Raw genomic sequence first — 14,023 nt, 5'->3', positions numbered from 1 at the left:
ACCGTCTTGTCATGACGTTACTGAGCTCGGCGCTACTTGGCGCTTGTGCCAATGACGCCCGTTTGACGAAAGCCACGATAGATCCGCTTGACGGGATTAACGCCAATCTGGCCTTCACCTGCGCCCACGAGAAAATCCCTGAAGCCAGTGCCGACGCCGACGTGCTGTTCCAATACGCACGTTGGTTGCAGAAAAACAATCAGCTCAAGCCGGACAAAAGTGTCGATATGGAAATCGAGCGGCTGTACCGCATTGCCGCCGAGAACGGGCATTACAAGGCCAATATCAACCTGCAGAACGGCGCCATGCGTGGTCGTTTCCAGCTGCGTGGCGATGAGCATTTGCGCCTGAGTCAGCAACTGATCGATGCCGGGGTAGCCACGGGATACTACTTCGTGGGGATTTTTCTGCAGCAAGGCTCGGCAGGGTTGAAGCAGGACCCGGAAATGGCCTTGCGTTACTACCGCAAGGCCGCAGATCAGGGCAGTGCTCTAGCCCAGACGTACGTAGGCGACAAGCTGGCTCCAATCCGAAACGCACCAGATATAGCCCGGCAGATGCGTCGTTGTGCGGCCGAGCAAGGTAGTGGCGAGGCTGGCAGAGCTCTTGGAGTCAACTTGTCGACAAAGGGACGTTACCAAGAGGCACTCGAAGCATTCCAACTCGGAGTCGCTGCGGGTGATGAATCTTCTGCTTCCTTCTTGGAAAATGGCTTCCGTGGCCCAAAACCAGATGACCGGTTGTACTATCTCGGCCAACAGGAAGACCTCGAACGCGCCGAACGTTATGAAAAAATCTGGCGAGTGCTCGCTAACGCTTCCTACGCCAAGCCCACAGTCCCCGAAATCAACGAAATTGTCCCCCTCCCGCCGGCCAAACTCCCAGCCTGGGATGGCAAGCTCCAATGGCTCGAAGCCCGCCGGGCCAACGTCCCGCCAGAAAAGCCCAGCGAAGCACTGATCCACCAACTGGCCAAGGCCAAACTCCTCGACCCCGCCTCCGGCCGACCGCTGCCGGACTCTCCCGATTTCATCCGGGAGCCTTACCCCAGGCTGACCTGCAACAGCGGCCAGGCCTGCCCGCAGACTGGCTATTGGAAAGCCGAAGGCATCGTCGACAAGATCCGACGTTTCGAAAAAGGCGAAATCATGCCGACCCTGAATGTCCAGCGCAGCCATAGCCGCTTCCTGCTCGCCGACCGGGTCACCGTCGGAGCAGAAAACATTAGATGGAGTCTGTTCGGTGAGTCCTGAAATTTCCTGATCTGTTTTTGGCTGCGCGCTGGCCGCTTGTTGCGCCAGCAACACAGAAAGCTAAAACACCGCCAATTCCGGCAACTGCAAGGAGCAGCACAATGACCAAACTTAAAGCAGGCAAAATCAACGTCGAGTTTGAGGCAGTCCCACAAGGAGCTGAAACGGCTGCAGGCGATAGCCATGTTCAGGTAGACCGCGAAGGTAACTTCGTTGGCGCCCAGGTTTCTGGCAGCGTGGTGGAGAAGGTAGAGGGCGGCATGAAAGTCACTCGCCCGGACGGGGCAATAGTGTTCCTGCATGAAGCTGGAAATATCACGATCGAGAATCTTATCCCCAAATCAGTAGGGGTCGAGGATCTATTCGAGATTGAATCCTTCGCGATGCGAACCGTGGATCAGTTGCGTATTTATCGCGTGGAGTATGTTGGCGGGGGGTATGTCGAGGTGACGTATTCACAGGAGGGGCAGGTGATAGGCCTCATCGGTCACAATATCAAGCAATCCATCAGCAAGGACAATGAGATTCTGGTTCGCCAAGGTGATTCGGCCAGCGGTCAGGTGCATTGATTCCCTGTAGGAGCGAGGTTTGAACGCGCTGGAAAATCGCCACCAGCGTGTAACGCTCGTTAATTCAGCGCGCTCTCCAGCATCTCGATCAACCTCTCAGGCCAAACCGTTTCGCCTGTCTGCTGTAGCTCGGCCACCGACCACCGACTCGCCTTGTTCAAGTCCTCCACCGGGTGTTGCCCAGTGGTCATGGCCATCGAGGGCATCGCCTTTATGCTGGAAGTGAAACAGCAGAATCTGTTTTGCAGGGTTGATCACCAGTAGCATGGCGGAATTGCGTTGGCGCATTTTTTCTTTCCATAGAGTGCCGCGAACCGCAGCTTTCACTGCGGCTCGCGACGGTAACGCTCATCCCGATGTGGTTTTAAGCCACCACCCGATAACACGGCACATACGCCGCCCCACCCGGCAGTTTCATGCGGTGCTGGGCGACGAAGGCTTTGAGCAGCAGGTCCAGCGGCTGCATGATCGCCGCGTCGCCACGGATCTGGTACGGCCCGTGTTCTTCGATCAGGCGGATGCCCTTGTCCTTGACGTTGCCGGCGACGATGCCGGAGAACGCGCGGCGCAGGTTGGCCGCCAGTTCGTGGGACGGCAGGTCGAGGCTCAGTTTCAGGTTGGCCATGTTTTCGTGGGTCGGGTCGAACGGGCGCTGGAAGCCTTCGTCGATTTTCAACAGCCAGTTGAAGTGAAACGCATCGTTGCGCTCGCGACGGAACTGCTTGACCGCTTTGAGGCCCTGGGTCATCTGGCGCGCCACTTCGGCCGGGTCATCGATGATGATCTGGTAGTGCAGCTTGGCGGCGTCGCCCAGGGTGGCGCCGACGAACGCGTCCAGTTGTTCCAGGTACGGCGCGGCATGTTTCGGCCCGGTGAGGATGACCGGGAAGGGCAGGCCTTCATTGTCCGGGTGCATCAGGATGCCGAGCAGGTACAGGAACTCTTCGGCCGTTCCGGCGCCGCCCGGGAAGATGATGATGCCGTGGCCGACGCGGACGAAGGCTTCCAGGCGTTTTTCGATGTCCGGCAGGATCACCAGTTCGTTGACGATCGGGTTCGGCGCTTCGGCGGCGATGATTCCGGGTTCAGTCAGGCCCAGGTAGCGGCCGCCGTGGATGCGTTGCTTGGCGTGGGCGATGGTCGCGCCTTTCATCGGGCCTTTCATCACGCCGGGGCCGCACCCGGTGCAGACGTCCAGGCTACGCAGGCCCAGTTCATGGCCGACTTTCTTGGTGTATTTGTATTCTTCGGTGTTGATCGAGTGCCCGCCCCAGCACACCACGATCTTCGGCTCGACGCCGGGACGCAGGGTGCGGGCGTTGCGCAGCAGGTGGAACACGTAGTCGCTGATGCCCTGGGAGCTGCTCAGGTCGATGCGTTGGCTGTCGAGTTCGTTTTCGGTGTAGACGATGTCACGCAGGGCGCTGAACAGCATTTCCCGGGTGCTGGCGATCATTTCGCCGTCAACGAAGGCGTCGGCCGGAGCGTTCAGCAGTTCCAGGCGTACGCCGCGGTCCTGTTGGTGAATGCGGATCTCAAAATCTTTATAGGCTTCAAGAATGGTCTTGGCGTTGTCGACATGGGCGCCAGTGTTGAGGATGGCCAGGGCGCACTGGCGGAAGAGGGTGTAGGTGCTACCGGAACCGGCTTCGCTCAATTGCTGGACTTCCCGTTGCGAGAGCGTTTCCAGGCTGCCTTTGGGGCTGACGGAGGCGTTGATAACTTGGCGTTGGGTCATTCAATGATCCTTAAAACGATGTCATTCACACAGCAGCCACGAATGGCATCCGAATAATGTGTATTCATGGAAGAAGATGGCACGAACTGCGTGGTCTCGCCACGTCCCTCGCTTGACGATGAAAAGATGAAAAGGACCCCCAGCATAGCTAAATCCCTCGCAGAGGCCATAATGGTCCGTTGTCTTTTTGCCTCAGACCCCTTTTTACCATTGAAGCTCAGGAAACCCGACGCAATGTTCGAAATCCAGCCGATGAACGCCGACACCTACCGGCAACAGACGCGGCGCAGCACGGTCATCATTGCCCTGATCTTTCTGGCGCTGGCGATGATTCTGTCCACGGCGGCGGTGGCTCTGTTCGGCGAGGCTGGGGGCGATAATCTGCGCTTCAATGTCGGTGGCGTGTTTGTTGCGGTGCTGGCGATGGCGGCGCTGATGCGCAAAGTGTTCTGGCGCCAGGAATGGATGGCGCCGGCGGTCTATAGTTGGCAACTCAAGCGCAGCCTGATGAGCATCACCAATGTCATGCATCATGTAACGGCGGCCGTGGAACAGGGTGATCCGGTTGCCATGAAGCTGTTGCGTTTCTACCATTTGGGGTTGAACCAGATGCATCAGCTCGATGGCAACTCCAGCGACCACGGCCAGTTGATCCGCGAAATGGATCAGCACAAGGAACGGATGCAAGCGCTGGGCATCGATACCGGGCAGACGCGCCTGGATCCGGCGTGGCTGGAGGCGGTAAAGCAGGCGGCGCGCTAACATCATTGCGAGCCTGTAGCAGGCATAGTGAGCAAAAGCGGCGATCAGGAAGACTCGCCCTGTCACAGACAATCAGGGAGCACCATGCGACATCCGTCGATCAACGATCATATTGAAATGCTCCGGCCAGCCGTGCCCCGACTCAAAGTCCGTTCGGCGGTGATCCTGCTGGCGGCGGTGTGCCTGTCGATGATGGCTATCGTGATCTGGGAGGTCTGGAGTTCACGCCAGTACCTGCTGCATGACAAGGAAGTGGCGATGTCCAACCTTGCGCAGACCCTGGCCTCGCAAGCGCAGGCAACGATCAAGCAGGCCGACACGCTGCTGTTCACCCTGGTCGATCGTCTGGAGCACGAAGGTGTGGATCAATCCCGGCTGCCACAACTGCTCAACGTCCAGCGCCGTGAGTTGAGCCAGCTCCACGGCCTGTTCGTTTACGACGAAAAAGGGCAGTGGATCGCCAACTCCAATGGCGCAGGCCAAACCGGCGTCAACAATTCCGACCGCGAATACTTCATCTTCCATCGCGATAACCCTAGCCGTGGGCCGCACATCGGGCCGTCGATCAGGAGCCGTTCGAGCGGTGAATGGATCATGACGGTTTCGCGCCGGGTCAATCATCCCGATGGCAGCTTTGCCGGCGTGGCGCTGGCGTCGATTTACCTCAGCCATTTCCTGCAACTCTACGACAGCATCGACATGGGCAGTAACGGGGTGATCAACCTGATCGCCGACAATGCCAGCATTGTCATCCGCAGACCCTTCAAGGAGACGGATATCGGCACCAGCCTCGCCAAGAGCCCATTGTTCACCCAGTTGTTGCCCAAGGGCGACGGGGGCATGGCTACGATCAGGTCGATTGTCGACGGTGTCGAGCGGGTGACGGGATACCGCCGGGTCGAGGGTTATCCGCTGATCGTTTTTACCGCGCTGAACAAGGATGAAGTGCTGGCCAGTTGGCGCCGGGAAACCCTGCTCAGCGTCTGCATCGTCACGCTGTTGCTGAGTTTTCTCGGGGTGCTGGGGTTGCGGCTTATCAAGCTGATGAAGCAGCAGAATCTGGTGCAGGTCGAGTTGCTGGACACCCAGGACAAGCTCCTGGAGGTCAATCGCAACCTCGAGGGCCTGGCCCTCAAGGACGCGCTGACGGGGCTGGCCAACCGGCGTCAGCTCGACGCTTTCATCGATGCCGAAATGGGGCGCGCCCGACGCAGCCAGGCCGAGTTGGCGCTGCTGATGATCGATGTCGATCATTTCAAACCGTTCAACGACCGCTACGGCCACCTGGCCGGTGATGAGTGTTTGCGCAAGGTCAGCGCGATCATCACGGACAACATCAAGCGCCCCGGTGACCTGGCCGCCCGTTATGGTGGCGAAGAGTTCGCCGTGGTGCTGCCTGGCTCCGATTACGTGGGGGCATTTCTGGTGGCGGAGAAAATCCGCCGCGCAGTGCTACAGGCCGAAATTGCCCATAGTGACAGCCCGCAAGGTGCCGTGACCGTCAGCGTCGGCGTGTGTGCCAGCAATGCCGATTCCCAGGTCCGCCCCGAAGACCTGATCGGTGCGGCAGACAAGGCGCTGTACGTGGCCAAGGCCAGTGGGCGGAACATGAGCGTGATTGCCAACTGAACGTCCGGCGTCAGACAAGCCGGTCCGTTCCCTGAACCAGCCACCAGCCCAAGGCGCGACCGTCTGGCTGGTTGAAGATTCAGGCGGCCCATTGCCGGATCACTCGAAGATAAACCAGTACATTGAGTACCAGTACCACGGCGCCCAATCCCAACTGAATGCCGGGTGTCAGGCCTGCCGGGTAAATCACGGGCCAAATGTAATGCTCGATGAATCCTCCGCCATAGCCAGATTGCCCGGCCCCATGACGCATGTGGTTTTCCCAGTCGGTCAGCGGGCAGGGCAAGTGGAAGAATTCCACCGCCATACCCCACAGCGCAGCGGGCGGATGCCACCAGATCAGGTAGCGCCATTTGAGTACCAGCAACCCGCCGAATAACACAAACACTATGAACAGCAAGTGCAACAGCATCAGCCCGTCGGCGGCGATTCGGTACAGCATGTCGGTGCCTCTGAAGGCTGAACGAATCGCTCCATGGTACTCGGGCCGGCGGCGGGCGCTCTATCGATTGTCGCGGCCCAATGCGCTGAGTACGCCTTTCAAACGCTCAGTCATCGATTCACTGCTGCGTTGCATCGGCTCGCGTAGTTCGTCACCGATCAAGCCTTGCAGGGCCAGAGCGGTTTTCACCGGGGCCGGGTTGGGCTCCAGGAACAGGCTGTTGATCAGCGGCAGCAAACGGAAAAACGTGGCGCGGCCTTCAGCCAATTGGTTGTCGCGGATCTGCCGGTGCAACTGCACGAACAGTTCGGGATGGACATGCGCCGACGCGGCAATCGCGCCTTTGGCGCCAAGGCACAGGGCACTGAAGATCTGGTTGTCTTCGCCGCACAGCACGTCGACCTGGCCGCTATTGAGCAAGGCGAGGGTGTTTGAAAAGTTGCCGCCGCAATCCTTGATGGCGACGATCCGCTCGTGGGCGACGATGTTGAGCAGGGTCGCCTGTTCGAAGGCCACGCCGGTACGGTAAGGAATGTCGTAAAGGATCAACGGAACACTGGAGGCATCGGCGACCGTACGGAAAAACGCTTCGAGGCCGATCTGGGACGGGCGGATGTAATAGGGCGCCGGCACCAGCAGACCTGCCACCGGGCGCTTGAGGATCTCGCTCTGGAACTGCAACAACTCGCTCAGGTTGTTACCGGCCAGGCCCATGACCACCCGTTGCGCCGACACCAGCTCCAGCACCGCATCGAGCACCGCCAGTTGCTCATGCTTGCCCATCGCCGCCGGTTCGCCGGTGGTGCCGCAAACGATGAGGCCGTCGACGCCTTTTTCCAGCAGATGGCTGACCAGCCGCCGCAAGCCGACGAAATCGACGGCGCCGTTGTGGAACGGTGTGACCAGTGGAACCCAGATACCTTGAAACGCAGACATGCACTTTCTCCTGATGGTTGACCGATTTCGTCACCGTCAGGAGCGTAGAAGGAGGTAAGCAAGGGGAGGGAGGTCCGTCGCGCTCAATGTCCTGTCAGCTCATCTGACGGGACAGCGCGCCCCGGTCACATGAGCGACTGTTTCTTCGATTTGAGGGCGTGCGCAACGCAATCTTGCGCCTTGGCAATCAAGCCAATGACGGAAGAGTCGAGATTGAAGGTTGCGGACATACTTGCTTACACCCTGAGTGAGGCGCCCAGTTTTAAAAGCCGGCGCGCCGTTTGTCAATCACGAAAATCAGCGAACTCGGCGCGCATCCGGCCATTGTGCTTGGCCTTGTAGAGCAACTGATCGACCTGTTCGACGAATTCCAGGGCCGTGGCATGCGGTGAAACGGCGGTGGTGCCGACACCGAGGCTGACGCTCAGCAGGTTCGACACCCCGGAGAATTCATGGGTAATCTGCTGCTGGCGAATCAGGTGCAGGCATTTGTGCGCCACCAGCCGCGCGGATTCGGCATCGGTTTCCGGCAGCAGCCAGACAAACTCTTCACCGCCGATCCGCGCAATGAAATCCCGTGGCCGGTTCGCCGCCAGGGACAAGGTTTGCGCGACGCGGCGCAGGCATTCGTCGCCCTTGATGTGGCCGTAATGGTCGTTGTACTGCTTGAAGTAGTCGATATCCAGCACCAGCACCGACAATGGCAAACCGGTGCGGTGGGCGTGGTTCCACTCGCGTTCCAGCACGGTGTCGAACATGCGCCGGTTGGCGATGCCAGTGAGGCCGTCCTGGAAGGAATACTCTTCAAGCTGTTTTTGCAGGCGGATCAGGTGTTCTTCGGTTTTCTTGCGCTCGCTGATGTCGAACATGAAACCCACCAGCGCCTCGACTTCGCCGTCCTTGCGCACCACGTGCACCACATCGCGGATCCACACGTACTCGCCGCTTTCGGTGAGTGCGCGATAGTCGGCTTCGTGATCGATACCGGCGCGCGATTGCGAGACGCAGAAGTCCATCACGTAGTCGCGATCATCCGGGTGCATGCGCTCGACCCAGTCATTGACCGAGGCCCAGCTATTCTGCGTCCAGCCCAGCAGTTCTTCGATCTGCGGCCCGATGTAGCTGAAGGTCTTGGTTTTCCAGTCGATGCGCCAGGGAATCGCCCGGGTCGACTCAAGCAAGGTTTTATAAACGTCGCTGTCGGTTTCAACTGAACTCATGAAGGGCCTGCCTCGATGAAAATGCAGCGCCATCATGTTGCTACCACTTTGGCGAATCAAGCGGGTAGCCGATGAATGGCATGCAGTCGTATCAGTGAGCAAGATTGTTCAAGCCATTGAACGCCACAGCTGGCAAAGTCTGGGGTCTTTCCCTGTCTGTAGAGCGTCATGTCCAACTCACTCATGCCCCGCAGTGCCTTTCTGCGCGGCGCCGCAGCGATCATGCCGCTGTCCCTGGCCACCGCGCCCTGGGGACTGCTGGCCGGTTCCATGGCCATCGAGGCCAACCTCACGCCCCTGCAAGGCCAGGGTCTGTCGAGCATTGTGTTTGCCGGTGCCGCGCAACTGGTGGCCATTGGCATGCTCAAGGGTGGTGCCGGGATTTTTTCGATCTTGCTCACCACGTTGCTGCTGACCTCCCAGCATTTGCTCTACGGGATGAGCATGCGCTCGGTGATTGCTCCTTTGCCGGGGCGCTGGCGCGCGGGCCTGGGTTTTTTGCTCACCGACGAGTTGTTCGCCCTGACCAGCCAGCACGACAAACAGCAGTTCAACCGCTGGTACGCCCTGGGCGTGGGCCTGACGTTCTACATCGCCTGGAACCTGTTCACCCTGGCGGGCATCGTCCTTGGCAGCAGCATTCCCGGCCTTGAACACCTGGGCCTGGACTTCTCCATCGCGGCCACCTTCATTGCCCTGATCACCCCGGTGGTACGCAACGTGCCGACCGTGGTGTGCGTGGCGGTGTCGCTGTTCTGTTCGGTGCTGTTCAGTTACTGGCAATGGGGCTCGGCGCTGGTGCTGTCGGGGTTGGCGGGGATGACCGCCGGGTTTGTCTGCAATAAATTCTACGGTGGACGCACATGATGGTCTGGGCAGTGATTGTCGGAATGGGCGTGTTGGTGTTCCTCAACCGCTATGTTTTTCTGGAACCGCGATTGCCGGTGCGCCTGAGCAGCAATGCCCGGCAGTTCCTCGGGTTTGCCGTGCCGGGCATGTTGACCGCCATCTGTGGGCCGATTGTGTTCATGCCGGAAAAACAGCTGAATCTGCACTGGGACAATCCCTATCTGATCAGCTCGCTGGTGGCGGTCGGGCTGGTGCTTTACACGCGCAATACGTTGCTCAGCATGCTGTTGAGCATGGGCTTCTTCTTTTTGTTGCGCTGGTGGCTGTGAGCGGGGCAGGGGAACTGATCTAAGCTTAAGTTGATGACCGATCCCTTCAGGAAGAGAGGTGAACATGGCCAATGAACCCAAGCGTCCGGACCCGGAAGAAGACGAGGACGAACCCACGGAAGAAGAGCTTGAACAGCAGAAGCGTTCGGTACCGGACTGGAAGCATCCTGACGACGGTAAGGAACTGTCAGAGCCTGACCGCAAGTTCTGACCGGCACGCGAATACGACAAAGCCCCGCGCCATTGAGCGGGGTTTTGTCGTTATTGATAGGTTCATGGAATTTCTTTAATCAGCGCAGCGCCCTGGTTCCTGACATTGCCAACAGCCTTGTCGACCTTGTACCACTCAAATGCATCACTCACCTCGCCCTGGGATAACGCCATTTCCTCGGCTCGTTCCTTGGGCGTGGCCGGGTCCAGCCATTCCCGGGCCAGCTCGGGCGAGAACACCACCGGTCGTCGGTCATGCACGTCAAGCATCCCGCCCGCGCTGTCGGCCGTCAGGATCACGAAACCGTCGTGCTCCCTGTGAGGGGCTCCGCCGATGGGGTACTGACCGATCGCCGCGCAGAAAACCGGCGCCCGGTTGCGTCGCCGAATCAACCACGGTTGTTTGTTGCCGTCACCGGCGTCGACCCATTCGAACCAGTTATCAATCGGGCAAATCGCGCGATGGGGCCAGATCGCCCGGAAGTACGGGCCGTGGGCGACTTTCTCGACCCGGGCATTGATCGGCTCCGTGCGATCCGTCGACCAGTGCGGTCGCCAACCCCAGCGCACGGCGTCGGCGTGCAGTCGCTCATTCTCCAGGTGCAACAGGGCGAGTTGCGTGGTGGGGGCGGCGTTATAGTGCGCCAGGGGTTCGTTGCCGACGTGATTGATCAGCGCGTCGGGGATGCTCAGCACCGCCACGAAGTCGTGAATCCCGCGGTATTGCGACAGTCGTCCGCACATGGCCTGACACTCTGGTTGAGCATTTTTTTCAGTTTAGATGGTGGCGACGAAACAGGCTTGGCAAGCACTTGAACCAAACTGTGTGTACCTTATCCAACCTCGGCCCGCCGTCTCGATGCGGGCCAACGACGGATGAACGGGCGAAGGATTCCTGCCAGTTGAAGTATCGACCGTGATGGTCTGGCCCAAGGCAAAAGATGAAACAATTGTTCAAGTGTTTAACGGTGTGCGCCCTGGCAGTGGGTCTGCTGGGGTGCATCGCAGCACCGATCGAAATGACTGCGCAGACCGAGCAGCGTTTGCACGAGCAACCCCCCATCCGCTTTCTGCTGACCTTCGATGACGGTCCCAGTGCATCGAGCTGGTGGAATCCGACCGTGACGGTGCTCGAGAGCCTGGCGCAAAACCCGCTGCAACCGGGCATCAAAGCCGTGTTCTTCGTGCAAACCCGCGCACCGCGGGCTGGCGGCAGCGAGCTGGGCCGGGACATCATGCGCCGCGAACACGCCGAAGGTCATATCCTGGGCTTCCACACCGCCACGCCCTGGCACACCAATCATCGCTCGCTGGAGCCCCAGGAGCTGGAGCAGTCCCTGACCGATGGCAGCGCCGACATCGCGGCGATCACCGGCGCCCCCCCAACCTTGCTGCGCCCGCCATTCTGGAACTACGACAAACGCACCTTCGCCGCTTATCAGCGGCATGGCCTGCATGTGCTGTTGACGGACTTGAGCGCCAATGACGGCAAAATCTGGGGCTTCAACGCCAGCCCCCGGCGCCGGTCGCACATGCTGCGTTCGATGTCCGAAGTTCGCGAACGCATTGCCCGCGGCGAACTGCCGGTGGTCGATGGGGTGATTCCGGTGGTGGTGACCTTCCACGACCTCAACCGTTATACCGCCCGGCATACCCGCGAATACCTGCAGATTCTGCTCGACAGCGCCCGGGAGACCGGAGTGAAAACCGCGGACAAGCCGTTTTACGAGGATCAGGCCGCGTTGCTGCGGGCTGCCATGGCGCGAACCGTGCGCGACGATTCGCAGCCGGTCGAGTTGCCGGGGTTCTGGAATTGGATCTGGGGCGGGAACGCCCATTAGAAAACGTGCAGATAGGGCCGCTACGCAGCCCAGCGGGGCGGTGCGGGGTTCCGACAAGCTCCCTCGACACAGGTATTTACTGCCTTAAATTGCCGGTGGCAGCAGCTCATCTATCATCCGCAAACAATGGTTCAACCCCGGCGACACATCGCCCACCCGTCGGCTGAGAATGATCGGCGAGGTGGCGTTGTCTTCCAGCAATGGTGTGAAACCGATGTCGTCGCGGTGCAGCAACTGCACCGAGGCGGGCACCAGCGTGACCCCGATGCCTGCCCCCACCAGGCCGATCGCCGTTTGCAGCTCGTTGGTCCATTGCGCGACGTGGATGCGCACGCCATAGGACTCAAACAGGGCAATCACATGGTCGGCGTAACTCGGCCGTGGGTTGCCGGGGTACAGCACAAAGGGTTCCTTTGCCAGCTCCCGCAGGCTGATGGGACCGGCGAGCAGCGGATGCCCGGCGGGCAGGGCGGCGACCAGGCGGTCTTCGGTGAGCACGGTCTGGACGATGGCCGGATCGTCGATGCGGATCCGGCCGAAACCGATGTCTATGCGCCCGGCCTTGAGCGCCTGCACCTGTTGCAACGTGGTCATTTCCGACAGCCCCAGTTCCAGCTCCAGCGGCTCGCCGCTGCGCAAGCGGCGGATCAGTTCCGGCAGCACGCCATACAGTGTCGATGGCGCAAAGCCGATCCCCAGCCAGGTTTTCTCACCCAGCCCGATACGCCGCGTGTTGTCGCAGACCTTGTTCAGTTGTTCGAGCAGGGCGGTGGAGTGCTCATGGAAAAACCGCCCGGCGTCGGTCAGCTTCAGCGGTCGGCCGCGCTCCAGCAGCATCACCCCCAGTTCGTCCTCCAGTTGCTGGATCTGCCGGCTCAGGGGCGGTTGGGCGATGTGCAGCAGCTCTGCGGCGCGGGTGAAGTTGAGGGTTTGAGCCAATACCTGGAAATAACGCAGGTGACGCAATTCCATGGAGCCTCCAGATGCTGATCAGTTGCATACCTTTAAGGTATCAAGTCAGACCAATTCTATATTGGCATCGCGAAAAAAGCCGTACGAGAATCGATTCCAGAACTTCAAGAACCTGACGGGTATCGAAATGCTTGCAACAGCCATTGAGTCGATCGAGACGATCATCGTCGATCTGCCGACCATCCGCCCGCACAAGCTGGCGATGCACACCATGCAGAACCAGACCCTGGTGATCATTCGTGTGCGTTGCGCCGACGGCATCGAAGGCATCGGCGAATCCACCACCATCGGTGGCCTGGCCTACGGCAATGAAAGCCCGGACAGCATCAAGACCAACATCGACACGCACTTCGCACCGTTGTTGATCGGCCAGGACAGCGGCAATGTCAATGCCGCCATGTTGCGCCTGGAACGCAGCATCCGTGGCAACACCTTCGCCAAATCCGGTATCGAAACCGCGCTGCTCGACGCCCAGGGCAAACGCCTCGGCCTGCCGGTGAGCGAGTTGCTTGGCGGCCGTGTGCGTGACGCGCTGCCCGTGGCCTGGACCCTGGCCAGCGGCGACACCGAGAAAGACATCGCCGAAGCGGAAAAAATGCTCGACCTGCGTCGCCACCGCATTTTCAAACTGAAGATCGGTGCCGGCGAGGTCAATCGCGACCTGGCCCACGTCATCGCCATCAAAAAAGCCCTGGGCGACCGCGCCAGTGTGCGGGTCGACGTCAACCAGGCGTGGGACGAAGCCGTCGCGATACGTGCCTGCCGAATCCTCGGTACCAACGGCATCGACCTGATCGAACAGCCGATCTCGCGCAACAACCGCGCCGGCATGGCTCGCCTGAACGCCATGAGCCCGGCGCCGATCATGGCCGACGAATCCATCGAATGCGTGGAAGATGCGTTCAACCTGGCCCGCGAAGGCGCGGCCTCGGTGTTCGCCCTGAAAATCGCCAAGAACGGTGGCCCACGCGCTGTATTGCGTACCGCCTCCATCGCCGAAGCAGCCGGCATCGCCCTGTACGGCGGCACCATGCTTGAAGGTGGCTTGGGCACCATGGCCTCGGCCCATGCCTTCGTCACGCTGAACAAACTGGCGTGGGACACCGAGCTGTTCGGCCCGTTGCTGCTGACCGAAGACATTCTCAGCGAACCGCTGGTGTACCGCGATTTTGAACTGCACGTGCCGAATACACCGGGTCTGGGCCTGAGCCTGGATGAAGAGCGCCTGGCGTTCTTCCGCCGCGACAAGACCATTCATCAAGCCTGAGGAGAG

The 14,023-nt window shown here is 60.0% G+C and carries 15 protein-coding genes and 1 pseudogene; 9 read left to right on the top strand and 7 right to left on the bottom strand.

Annotation, left to right across the window (positions count from 1 at the left end):
• Window positions 1-11: 11 nt before the first annotated feature.
• Together AC1D19_RS25060 and AC1D19_RS25055 are read left to right on the top strand one after the other, a co-directional pair.
• Window positions 12-1,253 (top strand): SEL1-like repeat protein, encoded by a 1,242-nt coding sequence (locus AC1D19_RS25060; RefSeq protein WP_477764870.1) that lies wholly within the window; start codon window positions 12-14, stop codon window positions 1,251-1,253.
• A 101-nt stretch (window positions 1,254-1,354) separates the two neighbouring features.
• Window positions 1,355-1,822 (top strand): hypothetical protein, encoded by a 468-nt coding sequence (locus AC1D19_RS25055; protein WP_477764869.1) that lies wholly within the window; start codon window positions 1,355-1,357, stop codon window positions 1,820-1,822.
• Window positions 1,823-1,966: 144 nt separating this feature from the next.
• Here the strand turns inward: AC1D19_RS25055 and AC1D19_RS25050 are convergent.
• Window positions 1,967-2,110 (bottom strand): annotated as a pseudogene (locus AC1D19_RS25050) (DNA mismatch repair protein MutT); the annotation flags it as partial.
• Between the two features lie 76 nt (window positions 2,111-2,186).
• Complete coding sequence (gene ppnN, locus AC1D19_RS25045) at window positions 2,187-3,560, bottom strand: nucleotide 5'-monophosphate nucleosidase PpnN (RefSeq protein WP_477764868.1); 1,374 nt, start codon at window positions 3,558-3,560, stop codon at window positions 2,187-2,189.
• Between the two features lie 234 nt (window positions 3,561-3,794).
• Between ppnN and AC1D19_RS25040 the strand changes: the two genes are divergently transcribed.
• Both AC1D19_RS25040 and AC1D19_RS25035 read left to right on the top strand, forming a co-directional pair.
• Entirely contained in the window at window positions 3,795-4,322 is a 528-nt protein-coding gene (locus tag AC1D19_RS25040) for a DUF3087 domain-containing protein (RefSeq protein ID WP_477764867.1), read from the top strand.
• An 84-nt stretch (window positions 4,323-4,406) separates the two neighbouring features.
• Window positions 4,407-5,951 (top strand): sensor domain-containing diguanylate cyclase, encoded by a 1,545-nt coding sequence (locus tag AC1D19_RS25035; protein ID WP_477764866.1) that lies wholly within the window; start codon window positions 4,407-4,409, stop codon window positions 5,949-5,951.
• Between the two features lie 79 nt (window positions 5,952-6,030).
• On the opposite strand, the gene AC1D19_RS25030 is transcribed toward AC1D19_RS25035, so the two are convergent.
• The 3 genes from AC1D19_RS25030 to AC1D19_RS25020 form a co-directional block, all read right to left on the bottom strand.
• Window positions 6,031-6,393 (bottom strand): DUF2784 domain-containing protein, encoded by a 363-nt coding sequence (locus tag AC1D19_RS25030; RefSeq protein WP_477764865.1) that lies wholly within the window; start codon window positions 6,391-6,393, stop codon window positions 6,031-6,033.
• A 60-nt stretch (window positions 6,394-6,453) separates the two neighbouring features.
• Complete coding sequence (dapA, locus tag AC1D19_RS25025; RefSeq protein WP_477764864.1) at window positions 6,454-7,329, bottom strand: 4-hydroxy-tetrahydrodipicolinate synthase; 876 nt, start codon at window positions 7,327-7,329, stop codon at window positions 6,454-6,456.
• A 284-nt stretch (window positions 7,330-7,613) separates the two neighbouring features.
• On the bottom strand, window positions 7,614-8,549 hold the full coding sequence (locus AC1D19_RS25020; protein ID WP_477764863.1) for a sensor domain-containing diguanylate cyclase: 936 nt from the start codon (window positions 8,547-8,549) through the stop codon (window positions 7,614-7,616).
• Between the two features lie 168 nt (window positions 8,550-8,717).
• Between AC1D19_RS25020 and AC1D19_RS25015 the strand changes: the two genes are divergently transcribed.
• The 3 genes from AC1D19_RS25015 to AC1D19_RS25005 all read left to right on the top strand — a co-directional run bounded on the left by AC1D19_RS25015 (window position 8,718) and on the right by AC1D19_RS25005 (window position 9,938).
• Window positions 8,718-9,416: an AzlC family ABC transporter permease gene (locus AC1D19_RS25015; RefSeq protein WP_477764862.1), complete on the top strand. Its 699-nt coding sequence runs from the start codon at window positions 8,718-8,720 to the stop codon at window positions 9,414-9,416.
• On the top strand, window positions 9,416-9,727 hold the full coding sequence (locus AC1D19_RS25010; protein WP_015095729.1) for an AzlD domain-containing protein: 312 nt from the start codon (window positions 9,416-9,418) through the stop codon (window positions 9,725-9,727). The genes AC1D19_RS25015 and AC1D19_RS25010 overlap by 1 nt, the downstream gene beginning before the upstream one ends.
• Before the next feature lie 64 nt (window positions 9,728-9,791).
• Window positions 9,792-9,938 (top strand): hypothetical protein, encoded by a 147-nt coding sequence (locus AC1D19_RS25005; protein ID WP_477764861.1) that lies wholly within the window; start codon window positions 9,792-9,794, stop codon window positions 9,936-9,938.
• A gap of 62 nt (window positions 9,939-10,000) precedes the next feature.
• Here the strand turns inward: AC1D19_RS25005 and AC1D19_RS25000 are convergent, their stop codons facing one another.
• The gene (locus tag AC1D19_RS25000; protein ID WP_477764860.1) at window positions 10,001-10,681 is read right to left on the bottom strand and encodes an SOS response-associated peptidase family protein; all 681 of its coding nucleotides are present in this window, start codon (window positions 10,679-10,681) and stop codon (window positions 10,001-10,003) included.
• 197 nt (window positions 10,682-10,878) lie between these two features.
• On the opposite strand from AC1D19_RS25000, the gene AC1D19_RS24995 reads away from it, so the two are divergent.
• Window positions 10,879-11,778: a polysaccharide deacetylase family protein gene (locus tag AC1D19_RS24995; protein WP_477764859.1), complete on the top strand. Its 900-nt coding sequence runs from the start codon at window positions 10,879-10,881 to the stop codon at window positions 11,776-11,778.
• A gap of 84 nt (window positions 11,779-11,862) precedes the next feature.
• Here the strand turns inward: AC1D19_RS24995 and AC1D19_RS24990 are convergent, their stop codons facing one another.
• On the bottom strand, window positions 11,863-12,750 hold the full coding sequence (locus AC1D19_RS24990; RefSeq protein WP_477753873.1) for a LysR family transcriptional regulator: 888 nt from the start codon (window positions 12,748-12,750) through the stop codon (window positions 11,863-11,865).
• 127 nt (window positions 12,751-12,877) lie between these two features.
• On the opposite strand from AC1D19_RS24990, the gene AC1D19_RS24985 reads away from it, so the two are divergent.
• Window positions 12,878-14,017, top strand: coding sequence for a muconate cycloisomerase family protein (locus tag AC1D19_RS24985; RefSeq protein WP_477764858.1), 1,140 nt, complete (start codon window positions 12,878-12,880; stop codon window positions 14,015-14,017).
• The last annotated feature ends 6 nt before the right edge of the window (window positions 14,018-14,023 follow it).

The sequence above is a fragment of the Pseudomonas sp. P1_C12 genome, assembly GCF_056406435.1.
The sequence above is the reverse complement of the archived record's forward strand: the minus strand, read 5'-3'. Positions and strand labels throughout refer to the sequence as shown.

Excerpts from the sequence above, each read along its gene's own strand:
- AC1D19_RS24995 (WP_477764859.1), top strand. The coding sequence starts at position 10,879 with ATGAAACAATTGTTCAAGTGTTTAACGGTGTGCGCCCTGGCAGTGGGT.
- AC1D19_RS25015 (WP_477764862.1), top strand. The coding sequence starts at position 8,718 with ATGTCCAACTCACTCATGCCCCGCAGTGCCTTTCTGCGCGGCGCCGCA.
- AC1D19_RS25060 (WP_477764870.1), top strand. The coding sequence starts at position 12 with ATGACGTTACTGAGCTCGGCGCTACTTGGCGCTTGTGCCAATGACGCC.
- AC1D19_RS25020 (WP_477764863.1), bottom strand. The coding sequence starts at position 8,549 with ATGAGTTCAGTTGAAACCGACAGCGACGTTTATAAAACCTTGCTTGAG.
- AC1D19_RS25055 (WP_477764869.1), top strand. The coding sequence starts at position 1,355 with ATGACCAAACTTAAAGCAGGCAAAATCAACGTCGAGTTTGAGGCAGTC.
- AC1D19_RS24990 (WP_477753873.1), bottom strand. The coding sequence starts at position 12,750 with ATGGAATTGCGTCACCTGCGTTATTTCCAGGTATTGGCTCAAACCCTC.
- AC1D19_RS25005 (WP_477764861.1), top strand. The coding sequence starts at position 9,792 with ATGGCCAATGAACCCAAGCGTCCGGACCCGGAAGAAGACGAGGACGAA.
- AC1D19_RS25035 (WP_477764866.1), top strand. The coding sequence starts at position 4,407 with ATGCGACATCCGTCGATCAACGATCATATTGAAATGCTCCGGCCAGCC.
- ppnN (WP_477764868.1), bottom strand. The coding sequence starts at position 3,560 with ATGACCCAACGCCAAGTTATCAACGCCTCCGTCAGCCCCAAAGGCAGC.
- AC1D19_RS25040 (WP_477764867.1), top strand. The coding sequence starts at position 3,795 with ATGTTCGAAATCCAGCCGATGAACGCCGACACCTACCGGCAACAGACG.
- AC1D19_RS25000 (WP_477764860.1), bottom strand. The coding sequence starts at position 10,681 with ATGTGCGGACGACTGTCGCAATACCGCGGGATTCACGACTTCGTGGCG.
- AC1D19_RS25030 (WP_477764865.1), bottom strand. The coding sequence starts at position 6,393 with ATGCTGTACCGAATCGCCGCCGACGGGCTGATGCTGTTGCACTTGCTG.
- AC1D19_RS24985 (WP_477764858.1), top strand. The coding sequence starts at position 12,878 with ATGCTTGCAACAGCCATTGAGTCGATCGAGACGATCATCGTCGATCTG.
- AC1D19_RS25010 (WP_015095729.1), top strand. The coding sequence starts at position 9,416 with ATGGTCTGGGCAGTGATTGTCGGAATGGGCGTGTTGGTGTTCCTCAAC.
- dapA (WP_477764864.1), bottom strand. The coding sequence starts at position 7,329 with ATGTCTGCGTTTCAAGGTATCTGGGTTCCACTGGTCACACCGTTCCAC.